This window comes from Paraburkholderia domus, assembly GCF_905220705.1.
GTDB classification, from domain to species: domain Bacteria; phylum Pseudomonadota; class Gammaproteobacteria; order Burkholderiales; family Burkholderiaceae; genus Paraburkholderia; species Paraburkholderia domus.
Map to the genome: position 1 here is coordinate 396,800 of NZ_CAJNAT010000002.1, position 18,839 is coordinate 415,638.

15 protein-coding genes are annotated in these 18,839 nt (G+C 61.2%); 7 read left to right on the forward strand and 8 right to left on the reverse strand.

From position 1 onward, the window contains the following. Positions 1 to 124: 124 nt before the first annotated feature. The 3 genes from styD to KHO31_RS06880 all read right to left on the reverse strand — a co-directional run bounded on the left by styD (position 125) and on the right by KHO31_RS06880 (position 5,056). Positions 125 to 1,606, reverse strand: coding sequence for a phenylacetaldehyde dehydrogenase StyD (gene styD, locus KHO31_RS06870; RefSeq protein ID WP_201079297.1), 1,482 nt, complete (start codon positions 1,604 to 1,606; stop codon positions 125 to 127). Between the two features lie 254 nt (positions 1,607 to 1,860). Continuing rightward, the gene (locus KHO31_RS06875; RefSeq protein WP_201079295.1) at positions 1,861 to 2,778 is read right to left on the reverse strand and encodes a hypothetical protein; all 918 of its coding nucleotides are present in this window, start codon (positions 2,776 to 2,778) and stop codon (positions 1,861 to 1,863) included. Between the two features lie 292 nt (positions 2,779 to 3,070). Beyond that, the gene (locus KHO31_RS06880; protein ID WP_201079293.1) at positions 3,071 to 5,056 is read right to left on the reverse strand and encodes a primary-amine oxidase; all 1,986 of its coding nucleotides are present in this window, start codon (positions 5,054 to 5,056) and stop codon (positions 3,071 to 3,073) included. Between the two features lie 200 nt (positions 5,057 to 5,256). Between KHO31_RS06880 and KHO31_RS06885 the strand changes: the two genes are divergently transcribed. The 3 genes from KHO31_RS06885 (at position 5,257) to KHO31_RS06895 (ending at position 9,359) form a co-directional block, all read left to right on the forward strand. Next, a complete protein-coding gene (locus KHO31_RS06885; RefSeq protein WP_201079291.1) occupies positions 5,257 to 6,255 on the forward strand; it encodes an AraC family transcriptional regulator in 999 nt (332 codons plus the stop codon). Positions 6,256 to 6,545: 290 nt separating this feature from the next. Continuing rightward, entirely contained in the window at positions 6,546 to 7,997 is a 1,452-nt protein-coding gene (locus KHO31_RS06890; protein ID WP_201079289.1) for an APC family permease, read from the forward strand. A gap of 147 nt (positions 7,998 to 8,144) precedes the next feature. Further along, the gene (locus KHO31_RS06895; RefSeq protein WP_201079287.1) at positions 8,145 to 9,359 is read left to right on the forward strand and encodes a porin; all 1,215 of its coding nucleotides are present in this window, start codon (positions 8,145 to 8,147) and stop codon (positions 9,357 to 9,359) included. Between the two features lie 83 nt (positions 9,360 to 9,442). Here the strand turns inward: KHO31_RS06895 and KHO31_RS06900 are convergent, their stop codons facing one another. Both KHO31_RS06900 and tam read right to left on the reverse strand, forming a co-directional pair. After that, positions 9,443 to 9,808, reverse strand: a complete 366-nt coding sequence (locus tag KHO31_RS06900) for a hypothetical protein (protein ID WP_201079285.1) — start codon at positions 9,806 to 9,808, stop codon at positions 9,443 to 9,445. Positions 9,809 to 9,972: 164 nt separating this feature from the next. Beyond that, positions 9,973 to 10,749 (reverse strand): trans-aconitate 2-methyltransferase, encoded by a 777-nt coding sequence (gene tam, locus KHO31_RS06905; RefSeq protein WP_201079283.1) that lies wholly within the window; start codon positions 10,747 to 10,749, stop codon positions 9,973 to 9,975. A gap of 147 nt (positions 10,750 to 10,896) precedes the next feature. Between tam and KHO31_RS06910 the strand changes: the two genes are divergently transcribed. Continuing rightward, a complete protein-coding gene (locus KHO31_RS06910) occupies positions 10,897 to 11,793 on the forward strand; it encodes a LysR family transcriptional regulator (protein WP_211622937.1) in 897 nt (298 codons plus the stop codon). A gap of 35 nt (positions 11,794 to 11,828) precedes the next feature. Here the strand turns inward: KHO31_RS06910 and KHO31_RS06915 are convergent, their stop codons facing one another. From KHO31_RS06915 to KHO31_RS06925, 3 genes are all read right to left on the reverse strand, one after another. Then, positions 11,829 to 12,476: a GntR family transcriptional regulator gene (locus KHO31_RS06915; protein ID WP_201079279.1), complete on the reverse strand. Its 648-nt coding sequence runs from the start codon at positions 12,474 to 12,476 to the stop codon at positions 11,829 to 11,831. A gap of 105 nt (positions 12,477 to 12,581) precedes the next feature. Further along, complete coding sequence (locus KHO31_RS06920; RefSeq protein ID WP_211623003.1) at positions 12,582 to 13,940, reverse strand: aspartate aminotransferase family protein; 1,359 nt, start codon at positions 13,938 to 13,940, stop codon at positions 12,582 to 12,584. A 49-nt stretch (positions 13,941 to 13,989) separates the two neighbouring features. Continuing rightward, positions 13,990 to 15,339 (reverse strand): glutamine synthetase family protein, encoded by a 1,350-nt coding sequence (locus KHO31_RS06925; protein ID WP_201079277.1) that lies wholly within the window; start codon positions 15,337 to 15,339, stop codon positions 13,990 to 13,992. 186 nt (positions 15,340 to 15,525) lie between these two features. Here KHO31_RS06925 and KHO31_RS06930 point away from each other — a divergent pair, with 186 nt between their 5' ends. From KHO31_RS06930 to KHO31_RS06940, 3 genes are all read left to right on the forward strand, one after another. Further along, positions 15,526 to 16,563 (forward strand): AraC family transcriptional regulator, encoded by a 1,038-nt coding sequence (locus tag KHO31_RS06930; RefSeq protein WP_201086050.1) that lies wholly within the window; start codon positions 15,526 to 15,528, stop codon positions 16,561 to 16,563. Between the two features lie 186 nt (positions 16,564 to 16,749). Beyond that, positions 16,750 to 17,643 (forward strand): N-carbamoylputrescine amidase, encoded by an 894-nt coding sequence (gene aguB, locus KHO31_RS06935; RefSeq protein WP_201086049.1) that lies wholly within the window; start codon positions 16,750 to 16,752, stop codon positions 17,641 to 17,643. A 45-nt stretch (positions 17,644 to 17,688) separates the two neighbouring features. Beyond that, on the forward strand, positions 17,689 to 18,720 hold the full coding sequence (locus tag KHO31_RS06940; RefSeq protein ID WP_201079271.1) for a histone deacetylase family protein: 1,032 nt from the start codon (positions 17,689 to 17,691) through the stop codon (positions 18,718 to 18,720). The last annotated feature ends 119 nt before the right edge of the window (positions 18,721 to 18,839 follow it).

Here is an 18,839-nt window from a genome sequence, read left to right on the forward strand (position 1 = left end):
TGCAGCAGCAAAGAGAAGTAGGTGCCGCCCCGCACAGGGGCAACGCTAATAAACCACTAACAAAACAAGGAAAGGCCAACCCCATAGGCAAACAGACAAAAGCGCAACGCAAGAAAAACCCTCATCAATAAGCAATACAAACCGACTTACTCTCGGTATAAGCATCCACAATAGCCTTGCCATGCTCACGCCCGATCCCCGACGCCTTAAACCCGCCGAACGGCATAGCAGGATCAACCATATTGTGGGTATTGACCCAAACGGTTCCCGCTTCGATGCCGTCAACCAGCCTCAGTGCCTTATCGAGCTGATTCGTCCAGACACTCGCACCAAGGCCATATTCTGACGCGTTGGCCTGAACCAGCACCTCATCGATATCGTCATAAGGCATCGCCACCAGCACCGGTCCGAACACCTCCTCCCTGACAACGGAAAGTGGCTTGCACGCACGATTGGCAATGACCGTCGGCCGCACAAAGAAACCATCCGCATCGACGGCCGCATCACGCGACAGGATCTCGCCGCCTTCCTGTTTGCCTTGCGCAATCATGCCCATGACCTTGTCGCGATGCCGCGCGGAAACCATGGGCCCCATCTGCGTCGCAGCATCGAAACCGGAACCCAGTGCAATGCCGTCTGCCACCGCCGCAATGCCTTGCACGACTTCGTCGTAAATCGACCGCGCAACGTACAGGCGCGAACCCGCGGTGCAGACCTGTCCGTGGTTGAAGAAAATCGCGCCTGCGGCGCCTTCAATCGCTTTCTTCGGGTCGCAATCGTCCAGCACGATCACCGGGCTCTTGCCGCCCAGTTCCAAAGATGCCCGTTTCAGATCGTCAGCGCACTGGCGGCCAATGATGCGGCCCACTTCAGTCGATCCCGTAAAGGTGACTTTGTTCACCAACGGATGCTTGACCAGTGCTGCGCCAGCGGTCTCGCCACGGCCGGTGACCACGTTGAATACGCCCGGCGGGAAGCCGGCTTCGTGTGCCAGTTCCGCTAGACGGATCGCCGTCAACGGCGTTTCCTCCGCCGGCTTCAGCACGACGGTGCAGCCGCATGCGAGTGCCGGAGCGATTTTCCAGACTGCCATCAAAAGCGGAAAATTCCACGGGACGATTGCGGCGACTACGCCAGCCGGCACGCGCTTGGTCGAGGCGTTGTAGCGGGTGCCCGGAGGGAAGGGGATCGACAGGTCGAAAGTCGTGCCCTCGATTTTGGTGGCCCAGCCAGCCATGTAGCGCAGCCATTGGACGCTGCCGGAGACTTCCAGCATTCTTGAGAATGCTATTAGCTTTCCCTGGTTCAGGGTTTCTAGTGTGGCTAGTTCGTCGGTGTGATGCTCTATCAGGTCGGCTAGTTTTAGCAGCAGGCGTTCGCGGGTGGCTGGCGGCATTCTGCGCCAGAGGTCTGATTCGAAGGCTGCTTTTGAAGTTCTGACCGCGTGGTCGATGTCGGTTTCTGAGGCGTCCGGGATGCGGGCTAGTTCTTCTCCTGTTGATGGGTTGTAGATCGGGAAGGTTTTGCCTGCGGCGCTGGGGGTTTTTTCGCCGTTGATGAACATTGTTTGGGGTAGATACACTGCTGAGGGTTTTTGTTCGGTCATTTTGCTTCGTCTCCGTTGGAGTGAGATTGGCGGTGCTGTTCGTTTGTTGCTTGTCTGTTTGCCTACGGCGTTGGCCTTTCCTTGATTTGTTATTGGTTTATTAGCGTCGCCCCTGTGCGGGGCAGGCACCTACTTTTCTTTGCCTGCCGCAAAGAAAAGTAGGCAAAAGAAAGCGGCTCAAACCGCTAATTCTTAAGTGGGGCCCCTGGCTTGGAGGAGGTAGTGGTGCATCTGGAATCTGTGCCCTCGCATCCTCAACCCTGAGTGACAAGGCAGTCATGCTTCCCGCCTGGCACTTCGTGCTCGTCGGAAGGGGCTGCTCGGTGGTGGGGATGGTTTGAGTGCTTGCGCAATGGTCTTGCGAGCCATCTGGTTGCTAATGTGCCAGCACACGTCAGATTCGCAATCGCGCTCAGCGCATACAGCACCATGAATCCGTCGCCGAAAAAATACGGTGTCGTCGATAACGTTGCTCCCAATACCATCCCAAGATGGTGTGCCGCGCCAGGGCAGCCCGCACTCATTGCGCCGCGCGATTTGCCTCGCAGTTGCATGAGCGCCGGAATCGTCAGGCAGTCGAGTACCAAGAACATCTTGGCCGCGGGCAGTGCCAGTGTCGGGCTGTCTAAGGCTGCAAGCGCTCCAATTAACGCCGCTCGTAGGACGTACAGCACAATCAACACTCGATTGTTGTTGCCGGATCGGTCGGCGACGAGCGCCAGCGCGCAAACCGCACCCAGCGACAGCGCAATCTCCCACATCGGTTGCGCACCACTCATGCCGCAAATCGCATACAGCTGGAAACGCGCAAGACTGCCACTCGACAACCCCGCAAGCAATGCGAGTAACGCCGTCAAGCCGGTCGCGTGGATGGCTCCGGAAAAATGGTCCACGCTTCGATTCGCGTATCTATTCCGATCGAAATCTTCGGGCGGCGAGACCGCCGCGCCAACAAGACGCCATCCGTAAAATAGCAATGCGCCACCTATCACCATAGCCAACGTTGCTATCGCGATGCGATGCTCCAAGCCACTCACATATGCCTGTACGACGCTCATCGCACTCGTCGCCGCAATCAGCGTCACAGCCGTCGCAAGCGTGGTGTGCGGCCTCGATAGGCGCGACATCAACAGCGGCACAATCGTCATCGTGGCCAACGCCAGTGCGCTCATCCACAGTGCGTTGGCTCGTTGGCCAAGGCCGGCTTGTGTCACCAGCGTCGCAGCGCCGCTCACGAGCAACACACAGGCCGTGCCGCCCACGCTCGCAATTAGCCCGCGAGTCGCGCCGCTCACGCTCGTCATCCGCTGGCGCGCCGCGACACTTATTCTCGCCATCAATACGCGTGCTGCTCCGCTGACGCTCGCCGTCAGAACGCATGCCGCGTCCGCTGCAATCGCGGGACACACGTTTGCCGAGTTGACTACGTGTGCGATCGCGAGCTGTGTGCCACGCCTCGCCGGCTTAGCGCTTGCAGCAGCCATGATCCGTGGACTTGCCGTCTTCAACGCTGTTCTGGTCACGCTCGGACGGTAAGTCCATCGTCGGGTTGGCGGAGAAGAAGTTGTTCGGCTTGAGCATGAAGCCGGCGTACTCCACGGGCATCACCGGGAAGTCCTCGGGTTTGCACACGTGCGTGTGACCAAAGCTGTGCCACAAGACAATGTCTTCGTTCTCGATGTTGCGGTTCGCCTCGATGTAGCGCGGCAAGCCGTCACCACCGGCGTGCTGGTTCGGATAGTCGCCGCTCGCGTAGCGCTCGGCCGGATCGAACGGTGTCACCCACACGTGACGCGTCGCAAAGCCGCCGCGTTGGCGGACCTTCGAGCGCTCGTCGGCCAGCATCAACGGGGAGTCGTTCACGATCAGTTTGTAGCCCGGATTCGCGCCGACCGCGTTCTTCACGTTCGGGTTGGTCACCTTCCAGTAGCGTCCGGTGGCGCCGTTCGCCACGCGCGCGGCTTCGCTCTCGGTCTTGAACACGCGCTTCGTGGTGTCGAAGACGTTGCCGTACGGATTCGCTTCGCCCATCGGACGCGGCACGAATTCGTGTTCGGTCACGCTATTACGCTCACCGTCCACCATCATGTGCATCCGGGCATTGAAAAAGTGTTGGTGGGTCGGGCCGCCGAGGTTCTCGGTGATCATGCCGCCCCACGGATAGGTGTCGCCGTCCGCTACCGCCGAGGTTTGTACGATGCCGGTCAGCTTGCATTCGAGCTGGATGGTGCCGTCCTGGTACAGGTACCAGTAGAAGCCGTAGTCGTAGTTGCCGACCGTCGCGAAGAACGAGATCACGAGGCGTCGCGAACGGCGCATTTCGAAGACGCCGGTGCGAAACTCGTAGTGCTTCCACAGGGTGCCGTAGTCCTCTTCGTGCATGCATACGGCGTTCTTCATCAGGAACGCATTGCCGAAATCGTCGGCGGACGGAATGTCGAAATAGCGGATCGTCCCGAGGCAATCGCAACCGAGTTCAAGTTGATTCGCCAGTTTGCCGAGGCCGTATTCGCCGGCATCGAATGCGCTCTTCCAGTAGTGGTTCGTGCTAGGGTCGGAGTAGGGCACGCACATTTCCGTCACGCTCGCACGGTAGATGATCGGCCGCGCGTTCTTGCCGTCGTCCCATGACAGCTGATGCAGCACCAGTCCTTCGCGTGGCGTGAAGCCGACCCGGAAGTTCCAGTTCTGCCAGCTCACATGCCAGCCGTCGATCTTGAAGCTCGGGCCCTCGGGCTGGCTGATCGACAGCGGCTTGAGCGTGCTGCGCGGCTCGCCGAGGCTCGGCGTGTCGTAGTTGTGCTTCGCACGCGGAATCGGAATGATGCGGCCGTCGTCCACCACTTCGATCACTTTCTTCTCAAGCAGATCGACCACCGCCACCACGCCCTCGATTGGATGCGCGTAGCCGTTGTCGGTCACGGTCTCGCGGTAGTAACTCACGCAACGTACAAGGCGCCGGCCGTTCTCGTTCTCGCGGTCGAAGCAGCCGGCGGAAAACGGATCCACCTGGACGCGCTCAAGATCCTTCTCGGTAAGGCCGCGTTTCATCACCGCAGCGCGCCATGTGGTGTCGTTCTTGACGATCTGCTCGGCGTTCATGAAGTCTTCGATCATGATCGGCGGCTGGCCGTAAGGCGCCTGATCGAATGGCAGCACGTTGCGCGAGGCGATTCTTTTCTCTCTCAGGTCCACGGCGAATTCAATGGTCGCGCCATTCGTGCGGTCGATTGCCAGGACGAACGCCGTGCGCGAAAAATACTCGCCGGTCTTGAATGCAATCACTTCAGCTTTCGGTGACTCGCGCAATTCGACCATCGGAAAGCGTACGTGCGCGTCGAATTTTTCGGCGGCCTTCACGAGATCACAGGCAAGCTGCATTTCGTCCGGACTCAACGGATCGAGCGGATGAACGGGGGCGTGACTGGCTTTCGTGGCATTCGTGTTCATAAGATTCCCGTAAGGAGTGTGCTGGACCGGACTGCGTGCCCGCGTCGCAGAGTGAAGCGCTGGGAACGGTGAGTCGATGGCAAATCGTAGGAACCCAATAATATTTTCGCGCTTGCTTATCGCGCCAAATGAACGATAAAGTGCGCCAAGAGGAATGACGCGGCAGCACATTAGCGAAGACTTGAGAGGAGACGCTCAGCATGAAAAAAGTCACGCTCAACGGTAGTTTCCCGATGATCCGCGGCGCGGTGATGGGACCGGTTGTGCGCGCACTCGATGCATCAGGCGCCAATTGCGACGCGCTGCTCGAAGCGTTCGGCATGAGCCGCAAGCTCCTGTCGAATCCGTATGAAATCCTGCCGCTCACGCGTTATGTGGCGGCATTCGAGCGCGCCGCAGAAATACTCGACGAACCGTCGCTCGGCTTGCGTCTGGGCAGCGAATTGCAATTGACGGAACTCGGCCCGGCGGGTCTCGTGTTTCTCTCGTCACCGACCTTGAACGCGGCGATGCGCAAGTTTTCGCTCGCGCTCGCGTCGTGGCAGAACACCACGACCTGCGAGTTGCTGCGCGATGGCGAATGGCCTGTATGGACTTATCAGATCGCCAATCCGCAGATCTGGCCGCGCCGGCAGGACGCGGAATACAGTCTGTCGACGATGTGCAATATGATCCGGCTCGTGCGCGGTGCGGCGTGGAACCCGGTCGAAATTCATTTCGAACACGCGGCCCCCGCCGATCTCAAACCGTATGCACGCAATTTCCGCGTGCCGGTGCGCTTTCAGCAGCCTTTCAATGGCGTGATTCTGCGTCCGCTGGATCTCGATGCGCCGCTCAAGAGCGCCGACACGCAAATGGCGCGCATGATGGAGCGCCATGCCACCGATCTGATTGCGCGCGATGCGATGCCTCACAGCATCGTTGAACAGGTGCGCGATCTGGTGACGCGGCGGCTCGCGCACGAGAAGCTGATCGTCGCCGACATCGCGAAAGATCTCGGTCTCTCGCATCGCTCGTTGCAACGGCATCTGGCCGAGGCGGGGACTTCCGTGCGGCAGATCGTGCGCGAAGAGCGGCAGCGTAGCGTGGAAGGGTTGCTTGAACGTGACGGACTCACCAATGCGGCGATCGCTCGCGCGGTGGGTTACGCCGACGCAACCGTGTTGTGGCGCGCCACGCGCAACTGGAAGAAACAGTAAAGGGTGCCGAATGCCAGCATTTCTTTCATTCTGAAAGCACGCAACGGCGCAATCGTCACACGAAAAAACTTCCGTTTCCTAAGTATTTGCTGCGAACCGGCGTACCTGGCGCTCTTGCGAGCATTGGCGCAAATTATCGAAAATTTGGCGCGGTTCGCGAAGTCGCTTTATTTTTTAGCTACCTACCATGCGCTCACACCGAAACATCGAACATCGGTCAACCGAGCGCCAGGACCAGCATTTCCAGGGTTTAGGCGAGATCCAGACTAGCCAACACAATTGAGGCAGCGATGAATGAACCCTACTCTCCGACCCGTCTGATCGACGCGGAGGACCCTGTGGAACTGAAGGGCAATACGCTGGGCTTGTGGCAGATCGTGTTCCTCGTAATTTCCGCGGCCGCGCCCCTGACCGGCATGCTCGGTGCGGTACCGCCCGCAATCAGCCTGGGCAATGGCGCGGGCATCCCGGGCGCATTCGTGATTGCCGGCGTAGTGCTCCTGATTTTCAGCGTGGGCTTTGCGTCGATGAGCCGGCACGTGGTGCGCGCCGGCGCGTTTTACGCGTACATCACCGCCGGACTCGGACGGCCGTTGGGCATGGCCGGCGCACTCGTCGCGCTGATGTCGTACACCTTCATCCAGATCGCGCTATATGGTCTGTTTGGTTTTTTCTGCACAGTGGTTCTTTCTCCACTACTGCACACCGCGATGCCTTGGTACGGTTATTCGCTGATCTGCGTGGCGGTGGTGCAATTCACCGGTATCCGCGGTATCGATCTGAATAGCCGGCTGCTCGGCGTGTTGATGTGTCTCGAACTGGGCATTTTGCTGCTGCTCGCGATTGCGATCGTCGTGCATGGCGGCGGCCCGAACGGCCTCACGCTCGCGCCGTTCACGCCGGAGCATGTATTCAGCGGTCACCTCGGCATTGCGGTGATGTTCGCATTTGCGTCATTTATCGGTTTCGAAGCCACCGCGATTTACGGCAAGGAATGCCGTGATCCGAAGGTAACGGTGCCACGCGCGACGTATGTGTCGGTGATGCTGATCCTCGTGTTCTTCGCTTTCGTCACGTGGACAATTGTTTGCGCGTACGGACTGACCGACGTGGTCGCCGTCGCGACGAAGCAACCCGGCGACTTCTGGTTCATTCAGTCCGGCAAGTATCTGGGCGGTGCGGTAACGACGGTGATGAGCTTCCTGTTGCTCAGCAGTATCTTCGCGAGCCTGTTGTCGTTTCATAACACGCTGGTGCGCTATATCCATGCGTTGAGCCTCGAAGGCATCTTGCCGCAAGCGCTGACCCGGGTACACGAAAAATACCGTTCGCCGTATGTGGCGAGCTATCTGCAGACACTCTCGGTGTGCGTCCTGCTCGGTCTCTTCATCGCGGCAGGCAGCGATGCGTTCAACATCGTATTCAGCTGGAGTTCGGCGCTCGGTACGATCGGCATCGTGATGCTGCAAGCAGTGACGAGCTTTTCCGTCATCGCGTTCTTCCGCAAGACGCGCAAGGACACTCGCGTATGGCACTCGTTTGTCGCGCCGTTGGTGGGTGGCATCGGCCTGTTGTATATCGGCGTGATTCTGGTGCGCAATCTCGATGCGCTCAGCGGCTCCGATAGTCCGATCGTCAAATCCTTCCCCTGGATCGTATTCGCGGTGGCGCTCGCAGGCGTCGTGATCGGTCTCATTCTGCGTACGAAGCGGCCGGATATCTACGCGCGCTTCGGGCAGTAATCGAACGGCGCGCCAGGCACTCAGCGCGCGCCGTTACACCAAGTTCTAACGATCGACTGCTGCCGTTCATTTGCGAGCGGCGGCGGAGCGGTGTCGTTCGTCCTGTTTGTTCTTGCTGATTTCACTACTCAACTTCCGGCAAAAAATATGGCAGACAAATTCGTCAAGCGCTCGGCGCTTGCGCTGGCCGCGTGCGGCCTCGCGATGGGCGCGCATGCGCAATCTTCGGTGACGCTCTATGGCACGGTCGACGCCGGTGTCGTCTACACGACCAACCAGCAGACGACGCTCGCCGACGGCAGCACCAACGGTCACGCGAACTACCAATTGGCGGGCGGTAACCTGGTGCCGTCGCGTTGGGGCTTGATGGGCACCGAGGATATCGGCGGCGGCACCACGGTGAATTTCACCTTGGAGAACAGCTTTCTGATTGGCAACGGCGCGATGTTGCAATCGAATACGCTGTTCAACCGCAACGCATGGGTCGGTTTGAACAACGGCACGTACGGCGCGCTGACATTCGGCCGTCAATACGACCCGTTCTCCGATTACATGGGTGCGTATGCGTCGAGCAATAACTGGGCGACGCTGTACGGCTCGCATTTCGGCGACGTCGACAACCTCAACGAAGCGTTCAACTTCAACAACTCGATCAAGTACCTCAGCCCGAGCTTCGGTGGCTTGACTGTTGGCGGGTTGTTCAGCCTGGGTGGCGTGGCGGGGAATTTTTCACAGAACAAGGGCTGGGCGCTGGCGGCGAATTACGCACAAGGGCCGTTGTCGCTGAGCGCGGGGTATCTCGAGTTGAACCAGCCGTTGCAGGCGGCCTTGGGCGGCACAGCCGGGTATATCGGCGATTTCAGCTGCGCGAATGCCGATGCGTCGTATTGTCTGCTGCAGCAAGCGAGCAAGGTGAGGATTTTCGGAGCAGGGGGTTCGTATGCATTCGGTAAGGCGAGCGTGGCGCTCACCTATACGCATACGCGTCTGTCGCAGAGCCAGTATTTCGCGAGTGCGGCGAACCCTGCGGGCGCGGATATCTCATTCGACATTGCCGAGTTGAATACGACCTATGCGCTCGCGCCTGATTTGCAGCTTGGTCTGGCGTATATCTTCAACGATGCCAAACCGAGCAGCGGCGCTTCGACGCGCGTGCATCAGATCAACCTGGGGGCGGTGTACAGCTTGTCGAAGCGGACGGCCGTCTATGCGGTCGCGATCGGGCAGAAATCTTCCGGCGCCGGACTGGGGATCAATCCGTCGACGGGGCAGACGGAGAATCTGGCGCAGATTCCGAATATCGTCAATTCGGATACGGATAAACAGCTCTCTGTGATCGTCGGCGTGCGGCACAATTTTTAATCCGCCTGCGCGGCGCTGGCAAACAGATCAACGCAGCCGACGCCGCATGGCGAACCACGCGAAGTGTCAGGCGGGAAATACCGCTAGTCCGCCAGGCGTTTGTCAGCAAGCGCGTTCTGGCAATCCGCCAACACCTGCCTCACTAACCGCGCTTGAGGATCGAGCTCGTTCGTGTCGAGAATCTCCTCGACCGCATCCCGCGCCCAATCGGCCTCGACAAACTTCGCGTGCCGCTGCGCAATCTCCAGTGCCGTTGCGGATAACCTGGCGATACTCAACCAGTCGGCCTCCCGCGACCGGTAGTCGAGCCACTTATGGGCGGCCTGCACGTGAAACGCCGCGTCAGGCCAGTCCTCGTTCAGGTAATAAGCGCCAAGGCAGCCGCATGTGAGCCAGCACAACAGCTCCAAACGGTCACGTGGACTCAGATGATGGCGTACATCACTCATGGCGACGCTCGCTGCTGTAAATTGCGTTCCGGTGAGGACGGGGAGCCGTCCTGCGCTTACGTTACACAATATCACGCAGAATTCACGAGCGGCAATGCCTGACTGACCCTGGCGGCTCCGGCACCACAAACACCACACGGCAGCCGGAAGCGAGCCCGGCTCCGCTAGCGCGTAGCGACGATAAACAGCCGCGGGAACGGCAGCAGCACCGTGCCGTCGGGCAGGGCTGGATAAGCCCGCGCGATCGCGTCCCGGTAGCGCGCCAGGAAGACGCCTTCCTCGCTGTCGTCGAGTTCGGCGAGGAACGGTCTCAGCGCGCTGCCCTTGAACCATTCGACCACCGCGTCCGCGCCGCCGCTAAGCGGGTGATAGTAGACGGTGCGCCACACGTCGACCCGCGCGCACAGCGGTTCGAGCAACGCGTAGTACCAGTCGGCGCCGTAGCGCATGGTGCGCTCCACGCCCTTGAGTTTGTTGGCCCAAGGGCCGTCCGCCGCGATTTCGCGCAGCAGGCGGTGCGGGGGTTCGTCGAGGTTGTCCGGCATTTGCACGGCCAGATTGCCGCCCGGCGCAAGTTTCTTCAGCAGCGACGGGAACAGCTGCTCATGATTCGGCACCCACTGCAGCACGGCGTTGGCGAGGATCAGGTCGAAAGGGCCTGGGGCATCCCACGTCGCAATGTCGCTCACCTCGAACTGGAGTTGCGGCAGGCGCTTCCTGGCCGCCGCGATCATGTCGGCGGAGCTGTCCAGCCCGCTGACCGCCGCGCCGGGCAGGCGGGCCGCCAGTGCTTCGGTGGAATTGCCGGGGCCGCAGCCGATGTCCACCGCGACCCGCACGTCCGTCGCCGGAACCGCCGCCAGCAGATCCCTGACCGGACGCGTGCGCTCGTTTTCGAACACCACGTACTGCTTTGCCTGCCAATTCGTCGATGAAGTCATGTCACGCTCCTTTGTCTTGGCCACTGGGCCGTGTCCGCTGACATCCGCTCACCGCGTGCGATGTCAAACCGATTCAATCCGTTCATTCTGTGCGGCGGCGAGGGTGGAGTAAAATGAATTTATCATGCAGATTCCTTCATTTTTCTAATGAAAATCGACACGCTCGGCGTGCAGGCGTTCGTCGCGATTGCGGACCGGGGCAGCTTTCAGGGCGCCGCCGATTCATTACATGTCACGCAAACGGCCATTACGCAACGTCTGCGCAAGCTCGAAACGTTTCTCGGCGTCACGCTGATCGAGCGGACTACCCGTTCCATGGCGCTCACGGAAATAGGGCGCAGTTTTCTGCCGCAGGCGCGCCGTTTGCTCGGCGAGCTTGCCGATGCGTTGGTAGAGATCCGCGAGACGGGTGTGGCCCGTCGCGGCGATGTGTCGATCGCCTGCGTGCCGACCGTGGGCGTGCAGTATCTGCCGCGCATTCTGCAGGCGTATGCCGCGCGTTATCCGCATAACCGCATCAAGATTCTCGATCACGCGTCTTCCGCGGTGGAGGAGGCGGTGCTGCGCCGGGAGGTGGAGTTCGGCATCAATATCGCCGGTGAGCATCATCCGGATCTCGCCAGCGTGCCGTTGACGGAAGACCGCTACGTGCTGATTTGCCATGAAGATCATCCGCTGGCGAAACGGCGGCGCGTCGCCTGGCAGCAACTGCAATCGTATCCGCTGATCTTCGCCGGCGAAGTCAGCGGCAATCGGGCGTTGCTCGATGTCGCACTGGAAAAGAGCGAACTGTCGTTGCGCTCGTTTTATGAAGTGCAACGCAGTTCGACGGCTGTCGGCCTGGTCGCGCAGGGCGTGGGCGCGGCTGTCGTGCCGGCGCTCGCCATTCAGAAGGGTGCGTATCCGACGGTTCGCACCATCGAGCTCACGCATCCGGTGGTCTCGCGCACGCTCGTGCTCGTGGCGCGCAAAACCGCTCAGTTGTCGCCGGCGGCGCAGGCGCTGTACGACATGATTCTTGAGCAGGCGACGTTGAAAGCGTGATGAGGGTACGAGGCGTGGGGCCTAAGCCCCAGCCGCTACAAACACTGCGCGCGCAAACAACTCGCCGCATGACTCAGATCGTGCTCGATCGCGCGTCGCACGCCGGCTGCGTCACGCGCTTTCGCGGCGTTCAGCAACGCGTCGTGGGCATCGTTGAGCGTGCCGGCAAACTGCGCATCGCCGAACAACAGATTCGAAATCGGCCCAACCTGCAGCCACACCGTTTCGATCAACTCGAGCAAGAGCGGCGAGCCCGCTGCCCGGTACAGAATTAGATGGAACGCCTCGTTGGCATCGAGATAGCCCTTGGCGTCGGCAGTCCGCAGAGCCTGCACCATCTCTTCGTTCAGTTTTTCCAGCGTTTCCAGATCGTGGGCGCTGAGATGCGGCACACCCAGTTCAGCGGCCTGGCCCTCCAGAATCAGGCGCACGCGCAGCACGTCGTCGAATTGTTCTTTCGACAGCCGTGGCACGGTCACGCCGCAATTGGGCACGTTCACGAGTGCCGATTCGGCAGCAAGGCGCTGCAAGGCGGAGCGTACCGGCATCTCGCCCACGCCGAGTTCGGCGGCGACGTGACGGATCTTGATGCGCTCGCCCGGCACGAAGCGCCCGATCGTCAGCCATTGCCGCAGCGTCTCGTAGGTCTGGTCCTGCAGCGTGTGATGACGTGAAGTTTTCATAAAGCTCGGTGCTAGGGCCGAAAAAAGCTGCAAAAAAGGTTGTAAAAAGGCCGGCGGTTTAGCTGCCGGCCGTGCTCGATCGACCTCGATCTGAAACCGCTCAGATCAGGTCAGTTCGGCAACGCAGGCGTCGAACGTAGAAACCAGCTTGTCGACGTCGGCCGCCGAGGTGTCGGGGCACACCAGGATCATGTTGTGAAACGGCGTAATCAGCACGCCGCGATTGAGCAGGTACAGGTGCACGATATGTTCCAGTTCCGGGTCGAGCTGGCGGCCGGCTTCGTGACCGTTGCGCGGCGGTGTCGGCGTGAACTGGAATTCGGTGCGGGCGCCGACGCGCGTCACGCACCACGCGAGGCCATGACGCGCGATCGCACTCTTCAGGCCGGCCTCGATACGCTCGGCGAGCGCGAACATGTGATCGTAGGCAGCATCGGTCATCACCTCGGCGAGCGTCGCGCGGATCGCGCTCATCGCCAGCATGTTCGCCGTGAGGGTCGTGCCGATGCCGGAGTGGCCGGGCGGTGCGCTGCGCTTGGCGTGCTGCGCGCGGGCTGCCAGCTCGGCGCTGAAACCGTACACCGCGCAAGGAAAGCCGCCGCCCACTGGCTTGCCGAGAATGAACAGGTCGGGTTCGAGGCCGTACGCCCGCGAGTAACCACCCGGTCCGCAACTGATGGTGTGGGTTTCGTCGATGGCGAGCAGCGTGCCGTAGCGGCGCATGAGCGCTTGCGCTTGCCGCCAGTAGTCCGGTTCGGGCAGCACCATGCCGATGTTGGTCATCGCGGGTTCGGCCAGCACACAGGCGACGTCGCCATCTTTCAACGCATTTTCCAGCGCGGCCAGGTCGTTGAATTCGATCACGCGCGTGGTGCCGAGCAGGTCATGCACCTGGCCGATCAGACTGTCGCGCTGTTGCGGTTTTCCGTCGACGAGATCGACGAACACGTCGTCCACGGTGCCGTGATAGCAGCCGTTGAAGATCAGGATCTGTTTGCGCCCGGTCGCCGCGCGCGCCCAGCGCAACGCAAAGCGGTTGGCGTCGCTCGCCGTCATTGCGAACTGCCAGTAGGGCAATCCGAAACGGCGCGCGAGTTCTTCGCCGACCCACGCGGCATCCTCACCCGGCAGCATGGTCGTCAAGCCGCGCTCAGCCTGCGCGGCCAGCGCGCGGGCCACGGGGGCGGGCGAGTGGCCGAACATCGCGCCCGTGTCGCCGAGACAGAAGTCCGCGTAGCGATGACCGTCCACGTCGGTGAACGAGGCGCCCCGCGCCTGATCGACATAGAGCGAGAAGGGCGTTGACCAGTCGTTCATCCAGTGCAGCGGTACGCCGAACAACAGGTGGTGCGCGGCGCGTTCGGACAGCGCGCGCGATTTCGGCATGGCCTCGGTAAACGCGTGACGTTCACGTTCGACGAGCGCTTGCGCACGCTCCCAGTTGATGCCGTGGCGGGTAGTCAAATCATTCAAACCGGGTTTCTCCCATGATGCTTTCATAAACCTCGATCGCTCAGACAAGCAGTTGCAGATGCTCGCGTTCCCACGCGGTAATGCCTTGCGAGAAGGTCTCGAACTCCTTTTCCTTCACCGAGCAATAGGCCTGTACGAACTGGTCGCCGAGCACATCCGCGAGTTCGGTGCACTTCAGGAGCGCTTTCAGCGCATCTTCGAGACCGCGCGGCAATTCGTATTCGAGGTCGTAGGCGCTTTCGACCATCGGCGCCGAGGCTTCCTGTTTTTCGACCATGCCGAGATAGCCGCAAGCGAGGGTGGCCGCCATCGCCAGATACGGATTGACGTCGACGCCCGGCACGCGGTTTTCGAGCCGCCGGCCGTCCGGCCCGGAGTTCGGCACGCGGATGCCGCAGGTGCGGTTGTCGTAACCCCAGCGCACGTTGATCGGCGCGGCGGTGAAGCGCGACAGGCGACGGTAGGAATTCACGTAGGGCGCGAACATCGGCATGGCTTGCGGCATGTACTTCTGCAAGCCGCCGATATAGTTGAAAAACAGCGGGCTCGCCGATCCGTCGGGCAGTGAAAAGATGTTCTCGCCGGTTGTGTGATCGACAATGCTCTGATGAATGTGCATCGCGCTGCCCGGTTCGTGCTCCATCGGCTTGGCCATGAACGTCGCGAAAATGCCATGACGGTAGGCGGTTTCACGCACCGCGCGCTTGAACAGGAACACGCGGTCGGCGAGATCGAGCGCGTCGCCGTGAGAAAAATTGATTTCCATTTGCCCCGCGCCGACTTCATGCACGAGGGTTTCGACGCCGAGATGCGTCATCTCGCAGAAACGCGACAGGTCCTGGAAGAACGGATCGAATTCGTTGACGGCATCGATCGAGAACGACTGCCGGCCGGCTTCGTGGCGCCCTGCGCGGCCGAGCGGCGGGCGCAGCGGTTCATGCGGATTCTTGTTCTGCGCGATCAGATAGAACTCCATCTCCGGCGCGACCACGGGACGCCAGCCTTTTTCCTCATAGAGCTTCAGCACACGCCGCAACACCGCGCGCGGCGAAATGCCGATCGGCTTGCCATCGAGTCCGACGCAATCGTGGATCACCACCGCGACCTGCTCGATGGCCCACGGTACCAGCCGCACCGTGTTGGGATCGGGGATGCAGACCATGTCGGGATCGCTCGGCCCGACAAAGCGTTCGAAATCCGCGAACTCGCCGTTGACCGTGATCATCAGCAGCGCGTTCGACATGTGCATCTTGCCTTCCGAGAGAAACAGGTTCTTCGGCACGATCTTGCCGCGCGCGACGCCTGTCATGTCCGGTATCACGCATTCCACTTCATGAATGCGGTGATGTTCCAGGAATTCACGCAGGTCCGCGCGTAGGTCGCTTTGCAAGGTTGACTCCAGTCGGTTGATGAAGACGGCGCGACGCGCGGCTGCAAACCTTGCGCGACGAACTGCCTGTTCGGGAAAGCTAGGCGTTTTGCATCATGGGATTTGATCAAATCATCGCACGGATTTTTCCTTTTGGGAAATTTGATCAAATATCATGAGTGCATCGAGGGAAACCAAGAACCGTCCATGACCGATGCACCGTGTTCGCAACGCCCGTCGCCGGCCCAATGCGTCGCGACCCTGCATACGATTGCCGCCGCCGTCTCCTTGCTGGACCGGCAGGGGATTGGCGCTGATGTACTGCTGGCAGGAAGCGGCATTGGCGAGGGTGATTTGCGGCAGCCATCCGGACTCGTCACGCATGCGCAGGAGCTGATCGTGTTCGCCAATGCGCTGCGCGCCTGCGGCGATACGCGTATCGGCCTCGATATCGGCCGGGCAATGCATATTTCGAGCTACGGCATCCTCGGTTACGCGATGCTGGTGAGTCCCACGCTCGGTGATGCGCTGCAGTGCGCCCAGGACTTTCCCGTCCTGCTCGGGAGCTACTTCAAGGTTTCGCTGCGCCGCAACGGAGACGAAGCGGCGATCGTCGCGGCCGACTACCACTACCGGCCGGATCTGACCGTGCTCAATGCCGACATGTGCCTCGCGTCGATGTGGGCGATCGTTTGTGACGTGCTGTCGGCGCGGCGCGCGCCATCCGTGCTTGCGGTGACCTTCGGCGCACCAGCCCATGCCGATGCCTACGAAGAGCGGATAGGCCGCCACGCGACCTTCGACGCTGCCGAAAACGCGCTGATTTTTCCGGCCAGCTGGCTCGACGAACCGTTGCCCCTTGCCGAGCCGGTGAGCTATCTGATGTCGCGCCAGCAATGCGCGCAACTGGAGCGCGAATGGGCCACCGCGGCGGGCAGCGACGTGACCGCGCGCAGCCTGCGCCTGCTGTATTCCGACCCATGCCGTTACGGTTCGCTGCGCGCGCTGGCCGATGCGTTGTGCGTGTCGGAGCGCACACTCAGGCGGCGTCTGGCGGGCAACGGCTCCGCCTTCCAGGCGCTGCTCGACCGCGTGCGTCACGATCTCGCGCTCGACTACCTGATGCGTACGCGCCTGTCGATGTCGGATATCGCCGAGCGGCTTGGCTATAGCGAAACGGCTGGATTCCGGCACGCGTTCCGCCGGTGGACCGGCCACTGTCCGAGCGATTACCGCTGCGCATAGCTAGCGATTCTGTCGAAAGTCCCTTCGAAGCCAAGGCATCAACGGCGCGCTGTGAAGTCACGTCCTGATGCACCGCCACGCCGGCCAGATTGGCCACATTTATCCCCTCGATGACCGCTTCTCCGTTATCGCTCATCCGCGCACCTCGGGCAAAATTTTCCCAGACCAATACAAGGGAGACACGAGATGCGCGCAGTCAACGTAGCGGCAATCCAGTTGGCCGTACCAGGATGGGATCGCGAGGCCAATCTCGCAGAAGCTGAGCGCATGGTGCGCGAGGCGGCGGCACAGGGCGCTCAGGTGATCCTGCTGCCCGAACTGTTCGAGCTACCGTACTTCTGCACCGAACAGGACGCGAAGCACTTCCGCCATGCGCTGCCATACGAGGGCCATCCCGCCATCGCGCGCTTTAGCCGCGTCGCCGCCGAATTGAACGTGGTCCTGCCGATCAGCTTCTTCGAACGGGCCGGCAAGGTCTTCTACAACACGGTGGCGATGATCGACGCCGACGGCAGCGTGCTCGGCCGCTACCGCAAAACCCATATCCCCGACGGCCCGGGCTACAGCGAGAAGTACTACTTCACCCCAGGCGACACGGGCTTTCGCGTCTGGCCGACGCGTTACGGCACCATCGGCGTCGGTATCTGCTGGGACCAATGGTTCCCGGAGACGGCCCGCGCGATGGCGCTCCTCGGCGGCGAACTGCTGTTCTATCCGACCGCGATCGGCAGCGAACCGCAAGACCCGTCGCTCGACAGCAGCGCGCATTGGCAGCGCGTGATGCAGGGCCACGCAGGCGCGAACCTCGTACCGCTGATCGCCGCGAACCGCACCGGCCGCGAGCAAGGCCGCGACTTCCCGCAGCGCTATTACGGCTCGTCGTTCATCGCCGATCAGTACGGCGAGCAAGTGCAGAAAGCGGGGCGCGACGAGCCCGCGATCCTGCATCATCGTTTCGATCTGGATGCGGTCGCGGCGACACGTGAGGCATGGGGCGTGTTTCGCGACCGGCGTCCGGCCTGCTACGGCATCCTCGCGACGAGCGATGGTGAACACTGTACCCAGGAGGGGCGGTCCTGAGCACGGCATCGAATTCGAGTAGCAAGCATCCTGAGGAGACATTGCATGTTGACTGTGTATAGCGATCGGCACCGGCTGCACCATGGCCATGCCGAATTGATCGACGGCGAAATGAAGCCTTGCTTCGAGATGCCGAGCCGCGCTGATTTCATACTGGAACGGGTGCGCGAAACGAAGCTCGGCGACGTGATTGCGCCCGCATCGTTTGGACTCGATCCAGTGCATCGTATTCACGACAAGGGCTTCATTGCGTTTCTTGGCAGCGCATGGGACGAATGGAGCGCGCTCGGCCGCAAGCATGACGCGCTGCCGCTCATATGGCCGGTGCGCGGCATGCGCCAGGACCGCGTGCCGGCGGATATCGATGGCAAGCTCGGCTACTACTCGATGGATGCGGGTGTGCCGATTACCGCGGGCACGTGGGCCGCCGTGAGCGATGCGGTGGATGTCGCGCTCACCGGCGCACGCCACGTGAGGGAAGGTGCGCGCGGCGCATTCTCGTTGTGCCGCCCGCCCGGGCATCACGCCGCGGCGGACTATATGGGCGGCTACTGCTATATCAACAACGCGGCAGTAGCGGCGCAATCATTCCTCGACGCGGGCGCGAAACGCGTGGCGATTCTCGATGTCGACTATCACCACGGCAACGGCACGCAGAGCATTTTCTATCACCGGTCCGACGTCTTGTTCGCGTCGCTGCATGGCGATCCGCGCACTGAGTATCCGTTCTTTCTCGGGCACGCCGACGAAACCGGCACGGGTGCGGGGCTCGGCTACAACGCGAACTTCCCGCTGCAACCGGGTACGGCGTGGGCGGACTATACGGTGGCGCTCGACGCGGCGTGCGCGCGCGTCGCTGACTACGCACCGGATGCGCTGGTGGTATCGCTGGGCGTCGATACTTTCGAAGAAGACCCAATATCGCAGTTCAAGTTACGCAGCGCTGACTATCTGCGCATCGGCGAGGCGATCGGACGATTGGGGAAACCGACTTTGTTCGTGATGGAGGGCGGCTATGCAGTCGCGGCAATCGGAGTGAATGCGGTGAATGTGTTGACGGGCTTCGAGTCAGTTTGATCGGTCGTCTGTCGTGACTTCGGCTGACTGTGAGTGAAGATGAAACGCACAGTCAGCGCGTCGAAACGCTTACAAAAACGCTCACGCAATGCTTACGGATTCCTGATAGACGAGCGCTT